Below are 16,344 nucleotides of genomic sequence, written 5' to 3'. Positions count from 1 at the left end.
CGCAGCGATTACGCTTGCGCCGCGAGGATAAGGTCGGCTGCACGCTCGCCGATGACGACGCAAGGCGCCATGGTGTTGCCGACTGTGATGCGGGGCATGATAGAGGCATCGGCGATCCGAAGCTGCTCGATGCCATACACGCGCAGTTTATGGTCGACCACCGACGTCGCATCTCGGCCCATTTTGGCAGTGCAGGACTGGTGCCAATAAGTTACAGCCGAATTGCGAATAAATTGCTGCATCGCACCATGTTCTTTCGCTCTGGGCACGACCTCGCGCTTGATCAGTCCGCTGAAGGCTTCGCTATTGCCGAGCGCCCGGCACAGATCAATCGATGCGAACGCCGCAGCCATATCTTCGGGGGCACTCAGAGAGTTCGGCTCGATGAGCGGCGCATCCAGCGGGCCGCTACCCGAGAGGCGCACGCGTCCTCGGCTGACGGGCCTGGCGAGACCGGCGAACATCGTCCACCCATGTTGCGGCGTTTCAATACCCACTTCAGCCGGAGAGGGCACTGCGAACTCAAGCTGACATTGCAGCAGGTCCGGGGCGTCCAGGCGGCTGTCGCTTTTCCAATACAGCTTGGTTTCACACCCGCCGCTGCCGACTGGCTGAGGTTGCAGGTACTCCCAGGTGCAGCCAAAGGCGATATGGTCCTGAAGGTTCTGGCCTACGCCGAGAAGGTGATGGACCGGAGCGATGCCGTGGGCGCGCAGTTCATCTTCGGGGCCGATCCCTGATTGCATGAGCACCTTTGGCGTGTTTATCGCGCCCATGGACAGTATGACTTCGGTTTCAGCATGGAAGCTGTGCCGTTTGCCGTCGATCAGCACCTCAACGCCGATTGCCCGTGTGCCGCTCAGCAGAACGCGAGCCACCACCGCACCGGTCAGGACGGTCAGATTGGGGTAGTGCAGCCGCGGCCGGATATAGGAGTCGTACATGGATTCGCGCTTACCATCATTGATGCGCAGATCGGTGATCGCAACCCCACCCGGGCCTTCCATCATCTCGCCGTTGACGCTGTCGTACCGGGGGATGCCCAGGCGGCTCGCAGCTTCCAGGGTTGCCCAAGCGAGGGGCTCAGGCGAGACCGGCTGCTCGACATGCACGGGGCCGCCGGAGCCGCGCCGCACGGCATCCGGGGTTCCTTGCCAATTCTCGATCCTGCGGTAGTAATTCAAGACCGATTCGTAACCCCACGCGGAGTCGCCGGACTCGGCTGCGAAATGGTCCCAATCAGACCGATGCCCGCGCGCTCATACCATCACGTTGATGCTCGACCCACCACCAAGCCCCTTGCCCATGTTGAGCGAAAGGCGACGGCCGTTGATGTGGGGGCTGGGTTGCCCTTCGAATGCCCAGTCGCGCTCCGAGCCGAGGTTCAGCGGCCATTGCGCAGGCTCGACCACCTCCGGGCCGACGTACCCGTGGCCTGCTTCAATCAGCAACACGCGCGCATTGCCATGGTCGGCGAGCCGGGCCGCGACCACGCAGCCCGCCGTGCCCGCACCACACACGATGTAGTCAAAATTTCGATCACGCAGATTATCCATGCGTCCGCTCCAGCTCAAGGAATATCAGGGGTCAGACGTAAGCGATCACTGCTCGCCCACGCTGCGCACCGCCTTGAGAATCACTGCGGCCACCGCGTCTGGCTGCGACTGCTGAGGAACATGACTGGTGCGCAACTCGGCCAGGTTCGCGCCGATGCGCTTGGCAGCCGAGCGCTGGACGTCGGGGTGGATCATCCGGTCTTCGGTGGCGAGCACATACCAGGACGGTTTGGTTTTCCAGGCCGCGACGGTGGTCTTGTCCTCGAAGGCGGACGCCTTGATGGGACCTTGGGTCGCGGTCATTACGGCAGTTTGGGCCGCTGAGAGGTCCTGGGCGAAGTCCTTGGTCATGCCTTCTGGCGACATGTAAAAGAAGCCGTTGCTGTCTGCCTTGATCTGGCTGATGCCCGGAGGCGTTGGTGCGCCTTTACCTTGTTCGCCGCTGGTTTGCCCAGCCTCCGGCGCGAAGGCAGCGACATACACCAGTGCGCTGACCTTCTTGTCGCTGCCGGCTTCGGTAATCACCGTGCCGCCCCAGGAATGGCCGACCAGAACCACCTTGCCCTGCTGGTTGCTCAACGCACGGCGCGTCGCGGCGACGTCGTCGGCGAGCGAGGTAAGCGGATTCTGCACGACCGTAACGGTAACGCCTTCGGCCTGGAGCCTTGGCACGACCTTGGCCCAGTCAGAGCCATCGGCGAATGCGCCGTGTACGATCACCACCGAAGGCGTTGTATCTTGAGCATGGCTGGCGGTCGTGGCGAATGTGCTGGCAAGGGCAAAGGCAGCAGTGGCGACTTTCAAGTTGAGTTTTTTCATTTGTATGAGCTCCTGTGGGGAAGCTCGATTCTGCTGACTGGCCTGCGTCGCGGGCATCGGTCATTTATCCGACCCGGGAGCACTTTTTTATGGATAGCGCACTGCAGCTGGAGATTTCATTGAGTGGAGCGCTGGCGGCGATCGCTCAAGTCGGTGACCTCAGCATGGGGCAACCGCTCGGGCACTCCCGGCGGGTTGCCGGCTTGGCACGAATGCTGGCGCATGGCGCGCACGGCGACGGTGAACACCTGAAGGTCGCGGAACAAATCGCCTTGTTGCGCTGGTCCGGTTGTACCGCCAACGCTGAAGGGTTCGCAGATTTACTCGGTGATGACGTCGACGGCCGCCGGGCGATGCTCGACCAGACACTGGGCAAGGAAGAAATGAACGCGGTGCACCAGGCAACCCCGCTTGCCGTCGTGCACTGCGAGGTCTCTGGGGAAATCGCCAAAACCCTTGAACTCGGTGCCGCCGTTGAGGCGGGCTTGTGCCGCGTATTCGAAACCTATGACGGAACTGGCCGGCCGTTGGGCGTGACCCATGCGCACATCCCGGAGTCGGCTTATCAGGTGGTGCTTGCCGGTGATCTGGACATTCTTAGTCGCGCACACGGCCTGGACGCGGCGCTGCGCTGGATTCGCGACCAGTCGGACCGGCGCTATCCTGCCTCGCTCGCGTCCCTGCTGCTGGAAAACGCCGGGGAGTGGCTGGCCAATCTCGAGTCCGGGTCGATGCCTCCGTCCCGTGCCGAAGCGCAGCGTTCCGTTTCGCTGGCGTTGGTGGGGGACGTGATCGACCTGAAGCTCCCATGGCTGGCGGGGCATTCGCGGCGGGTGGCGCATGTCGCCGTGGAGGCGGCGCGCCTGGCGGGCTTGAGTGAACCAACGCTGACATTAATCGGAAAGGCAGCGCTCATCTATGGGCTCGGCCGGGCTGCGGTTCCCAACCGCCTCTGGAATACTGCCGGGGCGCTGCCCTACGGCGCCACAGAGCGGACGCATCTTGTGCCCTATTGGACGCAACAGGCATTGCGGCCCATCAGTGAACTGGCGGCGCCCGGTGAGATTGCAACCCATGCCTATGAAAGGCTTAACGGCAGCGGCTATTTTCGAGGCGTGATGGGGGATGCACTATGTGCCGAGCATCGGCTGTTCGCCACCTCCGTCGCCTGGGTCGCGCTAAGGGAGGCCAGGCCGTGGCGGTCGGCCTATGGAGAATCGGATGCAGCGAGACTGCTCAAGCAGGATACCGGCAACGGACTGTTCGACAATGACGTCTGCGAAGCGGTGATAGCAGCCGCAAGGGGCGAGCGCCGGGTTCATCAGCCGAAAGCCTCGATACTCACCGTGCGGGAGTGCCGCATCCTGTTGGAGATCAGCCGTGGCGCCAGCAACAAGCAGGTGGCGCGGCTGCTGGACATCAGCCCGAGCACGGTCCGCACGCACGTTGAAAGCATCTTCCGCAAACTGGAATGCTCGACCCGAGCCGCCGCTACTCTTAAGGCGCTCACGCTGGGGTTAATCGCCTGATACGGGGCGCGGCCAATAAATCGCTCGACGGTTTGACAGGGCAAGCGATGGGGCATTACCCGAGCCTGTCTTTGCTGTCTTTGCTGTCTTTGCTGTCTTGACTGGCGCGAACCAGGGCGATGAATGCCTTGAACGCGGCGGAGGGATTGCGGCGGTTCGGGTAGTACAGGCAGAGGTTATCTCGAGGCGGTGTCCAGTTCTCCAGGACTCGCTCGAACTCTCCGGTGTCGATTTCAGCGTGAACGTCCTGCTCCATGAAAAAGCCCAGTCCCAGGCCTTGCTGCACGACCGCCTTGGAGACGCTGGCCTCGTCGAGCGTCAGCGGCCCGGTCACATCCAGCTTGAAGACTTCGCCATCTCGTTCGAAATGCCAAGGGAAGATGGCGCCGTTCGGAAGCCGAATGCGAATACAGGCGTGGTTGAGGAGGTCGGGCGGGGTGCGTGGTCGCTCATGTCGGTCGAAATACGCTGGCGTGCCAACGACCGCATAACGCCTGGGCTGGCCGAGCGAAATAACGATCATGTCGCTCGGAACGAGACTTGCGGAACGTACGCCGAAGTCGAAGCCGTCAGCAACGATATCCACAAGGCGGCCTTCGGTAACGAGGTCTATGTGCACCTTTGGATGATGCCGCAGGAACTCCACCACAAGAGGCAGGAGCGTCGCTCGCGCGGCAGTGGCGAAGGCGTTGATGCGCAGCGTGCCCGATGCGCCAGCGTTGTGCGATAGCACCGCGTCCAGCGCAGCACGCATATCCTGCAACGCCGGTCCCACCTGTTCCAGAAATATCCTTCCCGCCTCGGTGACAGCCACGCTGCGTGTCGTTCGATTGAATAGCCGAGTCTCGAGGCTTGCCTCCACTTTGGCGATGGTGTTGCTCAATGCGGTGGTCGAGACATCGAGATCGATCGCAGCCTGGCGAAACGAAGCCCTGCGTGCCACTGCGATAACGGCGTCCAGCTCACCGAGGCCAAGACGAAGGTCTGACATGAATTGTCCTGAAATTTGGGATGGGCCGTTTAAGTCTGTCCCAGTTGAGCAAATTATCGACTGGGCTGCAAGATTGCACGTGACAGCTTACCCAGGACGAAAATAGATGAATCTTCAGCTTCTCGACCCCAATGAGATACCCGTTCAGAGCAGACTCGTCGAAGGCCGGGTTTCGGCTGAACCGTCAGGTATGCCGGCCGTAGCCGGCAAACGCGGGTTGCACCAGTCAAGGGAGTCTTTACTAAGCGCCCGCGAATGCCGAGTTCTCCTGGAGATCAGCCGAGGGGCCAGCAACAAGCAGGTGGCGAGGCTGCTTGATATCAGCCCCAGCACCGTTCGCACCTATGTGGAAAGTATCTTTCGCAAACTGAATTGTTCGACCCGGGCAGCAGCAACATTTAAGGGCTCTGCACTAGGTTTGATCTCCTGATATTGGTGGTGATCAGTCGTCTGGGCAGGCCATTCGCAACGGCATCTTAGTGCCCCTGATGGGTGAGGCTGTTAATCAGAGCCGGTACATCTTCTGCCTGAGGGCAACAGCAAAGGCAAAGCTACAAACACCCTGTGCGCGCCAGGGGTTGAGGTCTTTGTGTACAAGCGGCATCTTGGCGGCCATGCCTGCCCCTCGACTTGCTCAATCCCCTTCTGCCAGCCCATATCGTTCATAGGGGGCGTTTCCCTCAATTTCCCTTTTGGCGTTTGAAGACAGGTTGCGCCTTATGCCTGAAAGCCGTCTCGTGCAGCTTTGGGCCCTGCTTCATTGCACCCCCGAACTACCTCTCAGGAAGCGTGGGCGCTGCGAACGAAAGCCCGCACCATGGCATCCAGAGTCGTCGATTGTCCTGTTTACAAGGATTGGTCATGCAGGTTTGTCCTTATTGATGAAATTATTCGAACGGCCGCAAGATCGCCTCGTACATTCCATCCAGGAGAAAACGAATGAGCCATCCACTTCCCAACGTCGTCCAAACGTATTTCGACATCAGCAACGGTGGTGACCTATCGCAGCTTGCGTACTGCTTCTGCGCCGACGCGACGGTCTTGGATGAAAACATAACGCATGCCGGCCTTGCAGCTATCGAAGCTTGGCAGCACGAGGTTCGGCGAGCCTTCTGCTTTGAAGTCGAACCGCTTCAGGTGCTGCGGGAGCAGGGCAGGTTGACTGTCATCACCCAGCTTACCGGCGACTTTCCGGGCAGCCCGGTCCAGCTGAATCAAGTGTTCAGGCTGGAGGGCGGCAGAATCCGCTCCTTGGAGATCACGCCATGCTGAACCTTGAATTGAGCGGCAAGCGTGCCCTCGTGAGCGGGGGCACCAAAGGCATCGGAAGGGCGGTTGTGGACCTCCTCTTGGCTGAGGGTGCAAAGGTGATCACCTCCGCCAGGCAGCCGAGCAAAGACGTGCCGGATGCTCTGCAAGTACCGGCTGATCTATCGACTCGTGAAGGCTGTGACGCGTTGGCCGCTGCAGCCAAAGCGCGACTTGGCGGCGTTGACATGATTATCCATGTACTGGGTGGCTCTTCGGCCCCCGGCGGTGGCTTCGCGGCGCTGGATGATGAGCAGTGGCAACGCGAGCTCGACCTGAACCTGTTTCCAGCCGTGCGCCTGGATCGCGCCTTGCTCCCCGATATGCTGGCACGGGGGCAGGGCGTCATTATTCACGTGACCTCCATCCAGAGTCGGCTGCCTCTCCCTGAGGCTACAACAGCCTATGCCGCGGCCAAGGCTGCGCTCTCGACGTACAGCAAGAGCTTGTCGAAAGAGGTATCGCCGAAAGGGGTGCGAGTCGTGCGGGTTTCGCCAGGCTGGGTCGAAACCGAAGCCTCAGTCGCGTTGGCCGAGCGACTCGCGCGGGAGACGGGCACTGACTACCAAGGCGGCAAGCAGATCATCATGAACGCACTGGGCGGTATTCCGCTTGGGCGTCCGTCGACGCCGTCAGAGGTTGCCGACCTGATCGGATTTCTGGCGTCGCCGCGTGCCGCCTCTATCACCGGAGGCGAGTTCGTGATCGATGGCGGAACAGTGCCGACAGCTTAGCTTGGCTGTCTCGAGCGAATGCGCCGGGAACTGTCAGCATAGTGTGCCCATTGTAGCCTCAGGATGTCCGCTTTTGGCCGAAAACGGACATTGCACCTGGACCTACGGCGCCCGACGAAGAGTTCGCGGGCACGCTTATAGCCATTTCCCGAGCCCAGGCTGACGCTTCTGTGTCAGCCTCTATTCCTGAGTGGGTGAGGGCGTGGCTCGCTGGCTGAGGTATTTGCAGGTCCGCCAGTTGGATGAAACTGCGCCTGGGATTTGCCCGCCCGCTTGGCCCGATACAGTGCTTCATCGGCCTTACCCAGCGCGTCAGCAAAATCACCTTCGCTCCACAATGCGCCGCCGATGCTACAGCCAACTCTGATCACCGCGCCCGCGAGCGTCACCGGTTCTGCAATCTTTTTAATGATGCGCTGAGCAGCACCCTCGACACTCCCCAACGATTCGCCCGGCTTCAACCGCAGCAGCAGAACAAACTCGTCACCGCCGTGGCGGACCGCAATATCCCCATCACGCACGGTGGCCGAGAGACGCTGGCCGACTGAATGGAGCAGGGCGTCCCCGACAGCGTGACCAAAGCGGTCGTTCACCGGTTTGAAGCCATCGAGGTCCAGGCACAGCACGGCGAATGCAGGCTGCTGACCGGGTGGTTCTTGTAAGCTCCTGACGTGGTTTTCCAACGCTGCACGGTTGGGCAAACCTGTCACTGTGTCGCGATAAGCCACGCCCTTGATCAGAGCAAGCTGGCCTTTCTTCTGCGTCAGGCTTTCGACCAGATGCCGAATGACCATGCTCAGCTTTTCGACTTCAAGACTGCCTTTTACCAGCGGGATATCAACGTCAGCGCCCTCGGAAAGGCGCGTTGCCGCCTCGGCAATCTGGTTGAGGGGACGAGTGATCACACCCGCCACGAACCATCCCAGCATCGCAAGGGCAATGGATAACAGGCTGCCCCAGAGCAGTATTTCGGCGCGCAGTCCGTTTGCCTCGGCAAACGCGACTTCGGCTGGTTGACGTGTCACAACAGTCCAGCCCAAGCCAGGGTAGCCATCGATTCCGGTGCTTTCGGCCGCCCCTATGACGTACGTTTTGCCATCCTGCCACTGGCTGATCGACCAGCGCATCTCGCTGTTATGGTCAATCCCGGCCTCGCTCGGTTTACCGATCAGGTGCTTGGGGCCGAGCAAGACCATGCCGTCTTTGCTGATGACCAGAAACTCCACACCCGGAAGACTTTTCTTTAAAGGCTCGAACATGGTCCGGCCTATTTCCGCGGCCCACTGCCAGGATAGATGAGTGCCCAGGACGCCGGTGAAGTTCCCGGCCTTGTCCCGTACTGGCATGCTGATATCGACGAACTTCATGGCCTCACCCGATGGGTTGGGCAGGAGCTTTGCCAGCATTACCGCTTCATGCACGTCACCGATGAACGTTTTGTCCTGCCCCTCCACGAACACGGGCCGGTGCGCGATGCTGACACCTTCAAGCAAACGGCCGGTGGATGCGACTACCAGACCCTGGGCATCGGTGAGGCCGATCCATGAATAGCTCGGGAACTGAGCATTGAGGTGGTTGAGCAGGCTCCGCGCTTCAGAGACGTTCGCGGGATTGCGTAGCGCCTCCAGCGCACTCAGCACGCTGAGCTCCTTGGCGCGGCTGTACATGTCACGGTCAAGGCGGTCGATCATCGAAGCGGCATATTCAGCGAGCTGATGCCCGGTTTGTTCTTTGTGCCTGGAAATCGCGGAGGCACCGATGACACTACCGAAGATGCATGTAATGACCAGCACGGCGAGCGCAACAACGACCGCAAATTTCGCCTGAAGACTTTGGAAGGGAAGCAGCTGCATGATAGATCGCCAGGCAGGAACAAACGCCTTCAATCCTTGGCATTCTCAAGAAGCTATCGGCAGGCATCTCGGCTTTCTTAAGCAGCTTTCGGCCCACAGCGGCCAGTCTTGGCAACAGCTGCCTGGACAATCAATAAACCATATGGATCGCCGAGCGCTCTTTATTCGCTTAGCTTCCAAGGGTGGGCAAAGCTGCAAAGGCGGCGATCGCTGTCTACAGCCTATGTGCGCTCTGGGTAAGCTGCCGCAGCATCCAGGATGCATCGCCAACCCGGGCGTCTTGCATCTGTAGCGGCTCCCAATTGTAGTTTGGTATGCTGGCAATCCGGTATTTCAATCGCGATGTCCAGGCACGTGCTCCATCCAGCTTGGTCTCGGCTGGTCTGCTGGCCGAGCTGAACCACTTGTTGGAGCTTTCGCTGTGCCCCGTCCGTCATCCTCTTTACGTCGCCGTCTTTTGACAGTGGTACTCGTAAGCACGCTACCCATTGCCCTATGTGCAGCAGTCGCACTATTCCTGCTGCTCCGATCTGAAGAAAATCAAGCGCTCGCACGGGCTCTGGAAGCAAACCGGCAAACGGCGACAGCGGTGCGCGTAACGCTTAATCGATCCTTCGCAGTGCTTGAGGCAGTCGCCCAGTCGCCGTTACTCGACGGGGATGACCTGGGACCTTTTGATGAGGTTTTAGAAAGAATTCTCCCTCTGATGCCCGGCTGGCATTCTCTGTTACTGGCGTCGCCCGAAGGTCGTACCATCGACCGAGTTTCTCCGCGCCCCGGTGCAAAGCTGCTCCGCCCCGCTGAGCCCTCAAGTTTCGCGCAGGTTCTTGAAAGCGGGAGACCTGTCGTGGGTCCTTTAGCGAAAGGGCCTTCAGGTGTCTGGGCGATACCGCTGCGTGTCCCGGTAATGCGCGAAGGAAAACCTCGCTATGTGATTACCGCACCACTGTTACCCGAAAGTATTGACGAGGTGCTTAAACTTCCCCACCTTCCGGAAGGGTGGACGGTATCTGTCTTTGATGTGAATGGGAGACGCATCGCACGTCTGCCTTCGTCGGGACTGCCAGTGGGTGATGAAGTTTCAGCTGAGCTTATGAACCTCGTTCGATCCAATGGAGACGAGGGTAGCGGCATCACCCACACCAGACACGGCGAAGAAGTCTACACGGCCTATATTCGACTGCCGGATTTGAACTGGACGGTGGCAACCGGTATCCCCACCGTTGAAGTGAAGGCCAAGGTTTTAAACGCTACCTTACTTTACGGCGGGGGACTGCTCCTTTCCTTGCTATTGGCGAGCCTGGGCGCTCTGTTGGCAGCGCGCCGTATCAGCCAGCCTATCCTGGAGTTGCGCAACGCCGCGACGGCGATAGGCCGGCAAGAACGCCCCCGACTGCCGAAAACACATATCTCTGAGATACAGGCCGCTGTTTTGGCAATGGATCAATCCGCAAAAGCTCTGGCGGCGAGCGAACGGGAGCGCAACGCTACCTTGACTAGCCTGGCGACGGCGCACGAGAGATTGAAGGAGGCCGACCGCCGGAAGGATGAATACATCGCGACCCTGGCTCATGAACTGCGCAACCCATTGGCGCCTATTTCTCAGGCGGTAGCACTGTTACGAGCGGCGGGTCTGAGCGCGGCGCAACAAGCTCAAAGCCTTGCTGTTATTGATCGGCAAACCAGTAATATGAGGAGGCTTCTGGACGATCTGCTGGACGCCTCGCGCATCAACTTCGGAACATTCTCATTACTGAGTGAGCGCCTCGACATCAATACGGTGCTGGGAGAAGCGCTGGACTTCATAACCGCCAGAGCCCGCGAAAAGCAGCTTGACCTTGGTATGAAGCTTCCGGATCGCCCCGTGTATGTTGACGGTGATGCATTAAGGTTGCAGCAATTGTTTGTGAACCTTTTGGATAACGCAGTTAAGTACACGCAAGCTGGAGGGGGCATTCATGTAACCGCCCGCGTGTGCGATTCCAGGCTCGAAGTCGACATCCGTGACAACGGCATCGGCATCGCACCCGAGCATCTGCAAGACATCTTCCGTCTCTTCGGGCGCGTAGCGAGTCCTGGAATGGACAGCGGAGGGCTGGGAGTAGGTTTGGCTCTGGCGAAAAGCCTGGTGGAGATGCACAAGGGGACTATAAGCGTTACAAGCTCTGGACATGGCCAGGGTAGCTGTTTCACGGTCACGCTTCCGTTATCAGATGATCAGTCTCAACCTGAAATCGTGACGCCGTCGGTTATTGAATCTCCTTCGACATCGCGTCGCATCGTTGTAGCGGACGACAACAGAGATATCGCTCATACGCTCGAAGCTCTTTTTGACATGGAAGGGCACCGAATACGCGTCGCTTATGATGGCGTGCAAGCGCTGGCTCTTTGCAACGAAGAAATGCCTGAAGTCGTGGTGCTGGACATAGGTATGCCCCACATGGATGGGCACCAGACAGCTCAAGCGATCCGGGCTTTACCTGGCGGCGAAGCTGTGTTTCTGATCGCGCTCTCCGGCTGGGGCAGACCGGAGGACGTCGACAAGGCCGTGAGCTCCGGTTTCAATCGACACCTCACCAAGCCTGCTGATCTTATCGAGCTGCTGGAGATGGTCGTCAGCGCCTGACTCGGCTTAACGTGTGCGCTTGGCTAGCGTGGATCTAACAATTTCGCCAACACGAACGTTACGACTACAGCCAGCGCAACGGCAATCGTTATAGAGATTGCCGCGCCCCAGAGCACAAGCGAGCCTTTTAAAGTCAGATAAAAGCCCACTACGCCAACGGCGCCAATCGCGTTGCCGCGTATTATCGCACTTAGCTCGTGGCGTCCGCTTTGCACGTGGGCGAACACCGCAAGAGGCCAGGCGATTACCGGGATGGGTGCCAGCAAGCCGCTGGCCACGGGGCCAAGCCAGTTTGCGCTTGTCGTCACCGCTATTAGCAAAAGGGTCGCCGTCAGCATTCGCATCGGGATGACCCAGCGAGGTACCGGGACATACGGCGTAGCGTCGGTCTGCTGCCGTCTGGACGTCGCCACGATTATCAATGCGACGAAGAAAAGCGTCGCGATGACGGATAAGGCGAGCCAATCCAGGCGGCTTATTGCGAACGCAGTCGCCCCGTAGCAGGCCAGGGCTGCGATGCACCCGGTCAACGCACAGACTCGTCGCGTTATCCAGAAGTAGAACAGATACGTGGCCTGGATAGCAGTCAGGCCCGCTAAAGCGCCGGGTATTGCCAGCGACGCAAATGCTGTTCCCTGCTCAAGAGCCAGAAACAGCATGACCAGTGCTGAGGTGACGGGCAGCCCGGATAAAAGTCCTCCTATTCGAGTACCCCAGTGCCTGGCAGCGAGTGATATGGCCAACATAAGTGCGGGTGTCACAAGCAACTTGAGATAGAAGAGCGTCATTGCAAAGATGTCTGATTCATTAGGGCGGATTAGCTTGAGCGGGGCATTTCAAAGCGCAGTTGCATGCCGTTTAGAGGTGCGTGGGCGGTCCAGGTACACGCGCGTATTGCACGACCACACCGATCACCAATCAGCGCTGCGCAACGCCCATGGTGGGGCTGTAGAGTCCAGGGCGTCAAATGATTGCATTTGGTCCCCTTCGGCCAGAGCATATCCTCGACAGACTGCGCGGTTTGCTCCTCGTAACGAATATGGAGATAAAGCCTATGAGGCGATCCACCCTGGATCATTTGGTCATTGTGTCACCCACCCTTGCATCGGGAGCACAACTCATCGAGCAAAAACTGGGTGTGCAGTTGCAGCCGGGAGGTAAGCACACGCGTATGAGTACGCACAACCTGCTGCTGAGGTTGGGGGAGTCTTTCTATCTGGAGGTAATTGCTCCGGACTGGATGGCGCCCGTACCCGCTAGACCAAGATGGTTTGGCCTGGATGGGCTCGATGCAGATGCATCTCCTTATCTGGCGCACTGGGTAGCGCGTACAGAGCATCTGACGGCCGCAGACGAAAAACTCAGGAAGGTTTTCGGGGCGATCAAGCCTATGAGCAGGGGGGCGCTGTCATGGAATATTTCCATTCAGCCTGACGGGCATTTGCCTCTGGGCGGCGTCATCCCTAGCCTGATCGACTGGGGCGAGTCGGTGCATCCAGTGCGGGGGATGGTTGATAAAGGCTGTGAATTGCAACGCCTGGAAATTGTTTACCCGGATCCCGGTACGGTGGAGCACCACTTGGAGACTATTGGTTTTTCCGGCCCGGTCACTGTCCTGCGTGGCGAGCGATATGGTTTGCGGGCATACATCGAGACGCCGAATGGTCTCAAAATCCTTTAGCGCCAGGTATTGGGTTTGTCAGGCTGGCATCACGATGAACTCTGTGGGGCGAGAAGGGGCAGCATATGGATTTGTAGAAGCGCAATAGCCCTCATCCAGGAAGCCGAGGATGTGCGCTTTGGGTAGAGCTATCAGTCGCGAGTGGCTGCTTTCGCCAGCAAGCTGGCTCCCACACAGACTGCGTTCTGCTGCCTCTTTTGGATTCCGCACAATCGAAGTAGGGATGGCTTTAGCCGCGAAGAGGCCGGTGGTAGTCAACATCAACCGTCACGCCTGTGAGTCCGCTTTCGACCCAAAGCGGACATTTGACAGAAAGTACGCGGTAACGAATTTTTCACTGTGGCTCCAATTCTGACCATAAACAACTTCGCCCAATGCCGACCATTAACGTACCGTAGTCTTCAAAAATACTGGTATTCACCTCATCCTGGCTCGTCCACGTTGCTTCACACTCCTCGCACACCCACAGCGAAATATTTGTGGAGCGCACCCGCATTGCTCGAACGTAACCTTGGCTGCACCTTTGGCACTCAATCAGCATACAAATAACATCTGACAGGACTTCGGTGTAGTCTAAGCCTATCGGCTGCTTCTGGCCGAGAGCGGTCAGTCGCAACCGGCTACTTTCGACCCGTAGAGCACCGTGGGTATCTTGTGATCTCGTGCTTGAGGGTGAACCCTCCATCACGGCGTGCACGGTTACACCGAGTTCAGTGATTAACCGCTTTGCTCTAAAAATCAGGCTGGATGAACGTAAATAGCTGCGAATTCTGCACCTACAGATGGATTTTGATGCAGTGCCTGTAATGCTCGCGCTTTATTTGAGGCTTCAAAAACCAAGCGGTTGCGCAGGTATGCAAGACCTTGAATTGCTTCGCATTCATGGGCTGAAAATGTTCTCCCAGGGCTGAAGCCCAAGGTTTCATAAATGTGGAAACGTGGCGCGTCGAAGGTAATCAGATCCATTATGTAATCTGGATGCGCTACCCCTGAGCCAGCAACATCAGCTGCCCACATCTGTAGCTCCTCTGTGCTGATCGCGTTACTCAGGTAGCAATTCAGTACGAAGGCAATGATTGTCGGGTTGTCTCGAGTAAGCCCTGTCATGATTTACGTCTCCAAACCGCTTGACGCGCCTTCACCATCAGGGTGGGCAATCTGCATCTCCCCGTCCAGCGCACCGTTCATTTACCAATGGGTGCCTTGGAATCGGTAGATGTATGTGCGAGAAACCTTTAGCTGGCACGGTACCGGTAAATTACAGTGAAATCCTCAATGTTTGGGGTTTGAACGTCTGATTTCGGCCAGAAGCTGTCGCTCGCGAATAGCCGCTTTCGACCCAAGCGGACATATTAATGGCCACCGTTCGCCGTGCTCAACCACCGGACAGGCATACATAGTCAAGGCGCTGGTGGATAGAACTCACCATCATCACCCTGAACTCTCGCGTTCAAACTGCGAGCGATCTCTTCGATTTTTAAGATCGCCTTGTCTGTCGGATTTTTCGTAAACAGCTCACCAAGATCTGAGCGATACCAGAGCGGAAATGACTCTCCAGGTATGGAGACCATAAAGTTCTGTGGGCCATTGGCAACATCCCTGACGACCTGTGGGTCGGTTTTCAAATGCTCTTGCCATTCCTCGAAGGTTATTTTGGGACCGAAGTCGTCACCCCAAAAAACCTTGCGACTGATATGTAGATCGTAACCGGCGACCGCAAAGGTGCTAACGCCCATGAGAAGCACTGATAGAAAACTACGCATATGTCCCTATTGGAGGATGTCTGTGGGATCTATGCTGACGTCCTGAGGCTTTCCTTACAAGGCGAACCTGGTACGAACGTCTGCTTTTGGCCGATAGCGGTCAGTAATGCCGCTTCAGGTTACTAACAATTCTTCCCTATTCCAGGAACACGCGCGCTTTACGAGCGCCGGTTCCCAACGCTGTATGCCGTCTTCCGATCCGATGAGGAACCCTATGTAGCGCTGACCACGACTAACCGATTGCAAAAGCCAGCAAACCCACAGGGGCAATGACTGCTTTGGCTACATCCACCCAAGCGTCAGCCCCGTAAGCGCCAAGTAACGCAGTGCTTTTGCCATGGTTACCAGTCCGAGGAAGCTCCAGAAAGGTTCACGCATTACCCCGGCAATCAGGGTGATCGGATCGCCAATGATGGGCATCCATGTGAAGAGAAGAGCCCAGCGCCCGAAGCGCTTATAGGTGGCCTGTGCTCGATCCAGGTCGCGCTCCCTCACGGGGAACCAGCGCTTGTGTCTGAAGTGTTCGATTGACCGGCCCAGATACCAGCTCACTACTGAGCCCAGCACGTTGCCCGTCACAGCCACTACCAACAGGACGGGTACCGAAAAAGCGTCTGAGATCAACATGCCGACCAGCACGGATTCCGACTGCAAAGGCAGCAGCGTGGCGGCACCGAATGCCACCGCGAACAGCGTCAGATAGCCTGTCAGTACAACCACCGTCACGCCTCAGTCATATGGCCGGTAAGACGTCCATGCGCCAAAGCACAGGTTCGTTGGCACTCAATATTCAGCCAGGACTTCCTCAGCTCCAGACCGAGTCAATCCCAGGACCCGATATGGCTGCCGTGTTTCGCCATGCTCCATGCCCGGCGAGCCGAGCGGCATGCCTGGGACTGCGACGCCGATCAGATCCTGACGGCCGTGCAGCTGTCTGATTTGCTCCGCTGGAACGTGGCCTTCGACAAATTTTCCGTCGATGACGGCGGTGTGGCACGAACGTAATGATGCAGGTACGCCAAGCTTCGCTTTGATCGGGCTCATGTCTGTTTCGACCTGATCGTTGACTTCGAAGCCGCTGGCCTGAAGGTGCTTGACCCATTGCTTGCAACAGCCGCAGTTGGCATCACGGTGCACGTCGATCTTGAGCAGGTCAGCGGCATGTGCCGCTCCGCTGAGAAGCAGTCCACCCAAAACCCCGAGAGTTAGTCGTCGCATGATTTTTTTCCTGTAGATCGAGCCTGGTGTTGTCTGGCGCAGGGTATTGAGCCTGGAGTCCTGGCGACTCATCACGGCAGAACGCGCCAATCGCCTGTAAGCGTCACAGTCTATCCGCAAGACGCTGATCTGGAATAGTTGGAGTGGTTGGGACGGATCCGAAGTTCCTGGCTGGCTGCGCGCCCGTTTATCGGAGACTTGGGTAACAAGCGCTCCAGGTCGATTAAAAAAGTGCGGGAATCTGTTGCCGTGGTGAACTCACTGTA

General features: G+C 58.3%; 13 protein-coding genes and 2 pseudogenes. 6 read left to right on the top strand and 9 right to left on the bottom strand.

Going from position 1 to position 16,344, the window contains the following annotated elements; translation table 11 throughout:
• Nucleotides 1-8 precede the first annotated feature (8 nt).
• Both J3P77_RS13270 and J3P77_RS13265 read right to left on the bottom strand, forming a co-directional pair.
• A pseudogene (locus J3P77_RS13270) lies at nt 9-1,556 on the bottom strand (GMC family oxidoreductase).
• 45 nt (nt 1,557-1,601) lie between these two features.
• Nucleotides 1,602-2,375: an alpha/beta fold hydrolase gene (locus J3P77_RS13265; protein WP_434677082.1), complete on the bottom strand. Its 774-nt coding sequence runs from the start codon at nt 2,373-2,375 to the stop codon at nt 1,602-1,604.
• A gap of 89 nt (nt 2,376-2,464) precedes the next feature.
• Here J3P77_RS13265 and J3P77_RS13260 point away from each other — a divergent pair, with 89 nt between their 5' ends.
• The gene (locus J3P77_RS13260) at nt 2,465-3,904 is read left to right on the top strand and encodes an HD domain-containing phosphohydrolase (protein WP_434677081.1); all 1,440 of its coding nucleotides are present in this window, start codon (nt 2,465-2,467) and stop codon (nt 3,902-3,904) included.
• Between the two features lie 55 nt (nt 3,905-3,959).
• Here the strand turns inward: J3P77_RS13260 and J3P77_RS13255 are convergent, their stop codons facing one another.
• The gene (locus J3P77_RS13255; RefSeq protein ID WP_434677080.1) at nt 3,960-4,895 is read right to left on the bottom strand and encodes a LysR substrate-binding domain-containing protein; all 936 of its coding nucleotides are present in this window, start codon (nt 4,893-4,895) and stop codon (nt 3,960-3,962) included.
• Nucleotides 4,896-5,130: 235 nt separating this feature from the next.
• On the opposite strand from J3P77_RS13255, the pseudogene J3P77_RS13250 reads away from it, so the two are divergent.
• The 3 genes and pseudogenes from J3P77_RS13250 to J3P77_RS13240 all read left to right on the top strand — a co-directional run.
• A pseudogene (locus tag J3P77_RS13250) lies at nt 5,131-5,325 on the top strand (response regulator transcription factor); the annotation flags it as partial.
• 509 nt (nt 5,326-5,834) lie between these two features.
• Nucleotides 5,835-6,167, top strand: a complete 333-nt coding sequence (locus tag J3P77_RS13245) for a nuclear transport factor 2 family protein (RefSeq protein WP_434677079.1) — start codon at nt 5,835-5,837, stop codon at nt 6,165-6,167.
• The gene (locus J3P77_RS13240) at nt 6,161-6,937 is read left to right on the top strand and encodes an SDR family oxidoreductase (protein WP_434677078.1); all 777 of its coding nucleotides are present in this window, start codon (nt 6,161-6,163) and stop codon (nt 6,935-6,937) included. The genes J3P77_RS13245 and J3P77_RS13240 overlap by 7 nt, the downstream gene beginning before the upstream one ends.
• A 173-nt stretch (nt 6,938-7,110) precedes the next feature.
• On the opposite strand, the gene J3P77_RS13235 is transcribed toward J3P77_RS13240, so the two are convergent.
• On the bottom strand, nt 7,111-8,790 hold the full coding sequence (locus J3P77_RS13235; protein WP_434677077.1) for a sensor domain-containing diguanylate cyclase: 1,680 nt from the start codon (nt 8,788-8,790) through the stop codon (nt 7,111-7,113).
• Between the two features lie 847 nt (nt 8,791-9,637).
• Between J3P77_RS13235 and J3P77_RS13230 the strand changes: the two genes are divergently transcribed.
• Nucleotides 9,638-11,416: an ATP-binding protein gene (locus J3P77_RS13230; RefSeq protein ID WP_434677076.1), complete on the top strand. Its 1,779-nt coding sequence runs from the start codon at nt 9,638-9,640 to the stop codon at nt 11,414-11,416.
• A gap of 23 nt (nt 11,417-11,439) precedes the next feature.
• On the opposite strand, the gene J3P77_RS13225 is transcribed toward J3P77_RS13230, so the two are convergent.
• The gene (locus tag J3P77_RS13225; RefSeq protein WP_434677075.1) at nt 11,440-12,204 is read right to left on the bottom strand and encodes a hypothetical protein; all 765 of its coding nucleotides are present in this window, start codon (nt 12,202-12,204) and stop codon (nt 11,440-11,442) included.
• A 266-nt stretch (nt 12,205-12,470) separates the two neighbouring features.
• Here J3P77_RS13225 and J3P77_RS13220 point away from each other — a divergent pair, with 266 nt between their 5' ends.
• Nucleotides 12,471-13,097: a VOC family protein gene (locus J3P77_RS13220; RefSeq protein ID WP_434677074.1), complete on the top strand. Its 627-nt coding sequence runs from the start codon at nt 12,471-12,473 to the stop codon at nt 13,095-13,097.
• A gap of 738 nt (nt 13,098-13,835) precedes the next feature.
• Here J3P77_RS13220 and J3P77_RS13215 read toward each other — a convergent pair.
• From J3P77_RS13215 to J3P77_RS13200, 4 genes are all read right to left on the bottom strand, one after another.
• Nucleotides 13,836-14,204, bottom strand: coding sequence for a hypothetical protein (locus J3P77_RS13215; RefSeq protein ID WP_434677073.1), 369 nt, complete (start codon nt 14,202-14,204; stop codon nt 13,836-13,838).
• A 293-nt stretch (nt 14,205-14,497) separates the two neighbouring features.
• A complete protein-coding gene (locus J3P77_RS13210; RefSeq protein ID WP_434677072.1) occupies nt 14,498-14,833 on the bottom strand; it encodes a hypothetical protein in 336 nt (111 codons plus the stop codon).
• A 309-nt stretch (nt 14,834-15,142) separates the two neighbouring features.
• A complete protein-coding gene (locus tag J3P77_RS13205) occupies nt 15,143-15,580 on the bottom strand; it encodes a YqaA family protein (protein ID WP_434677071.1) in 438 nt (145 codons plus the stop codon).
• A 63-nt stretch (nt 15,581-15,643) separates the two neighbouring features.
• Nucleotides 15,644-16,078 (bottom strand): DUF411 domain-containing protein, encoded by a 435-nt coding sequence (locus J3P77_RS13200; RefSeq protein ID WP_434682006.1) that lies wholly within the window; start codon nt 16,076-16,078, stop codon nt 15,644-15,646.
• Between the last annotated feature and the right edge of the window lie 266 nt (nt 16,079-16,344).

This window comes from Pseudomonas sp. R1-18, assembly GCF_051132095.1.
Classification (GTDB): Bacteria; Pseudomonadota; Gammaproteobacteria; order Pseudomonadales; family Pseudomonadaceae; genus Aquipseudomonas.
This window is presented reverse-complemented; position numbering and strand designations above follow the sequence as displayed.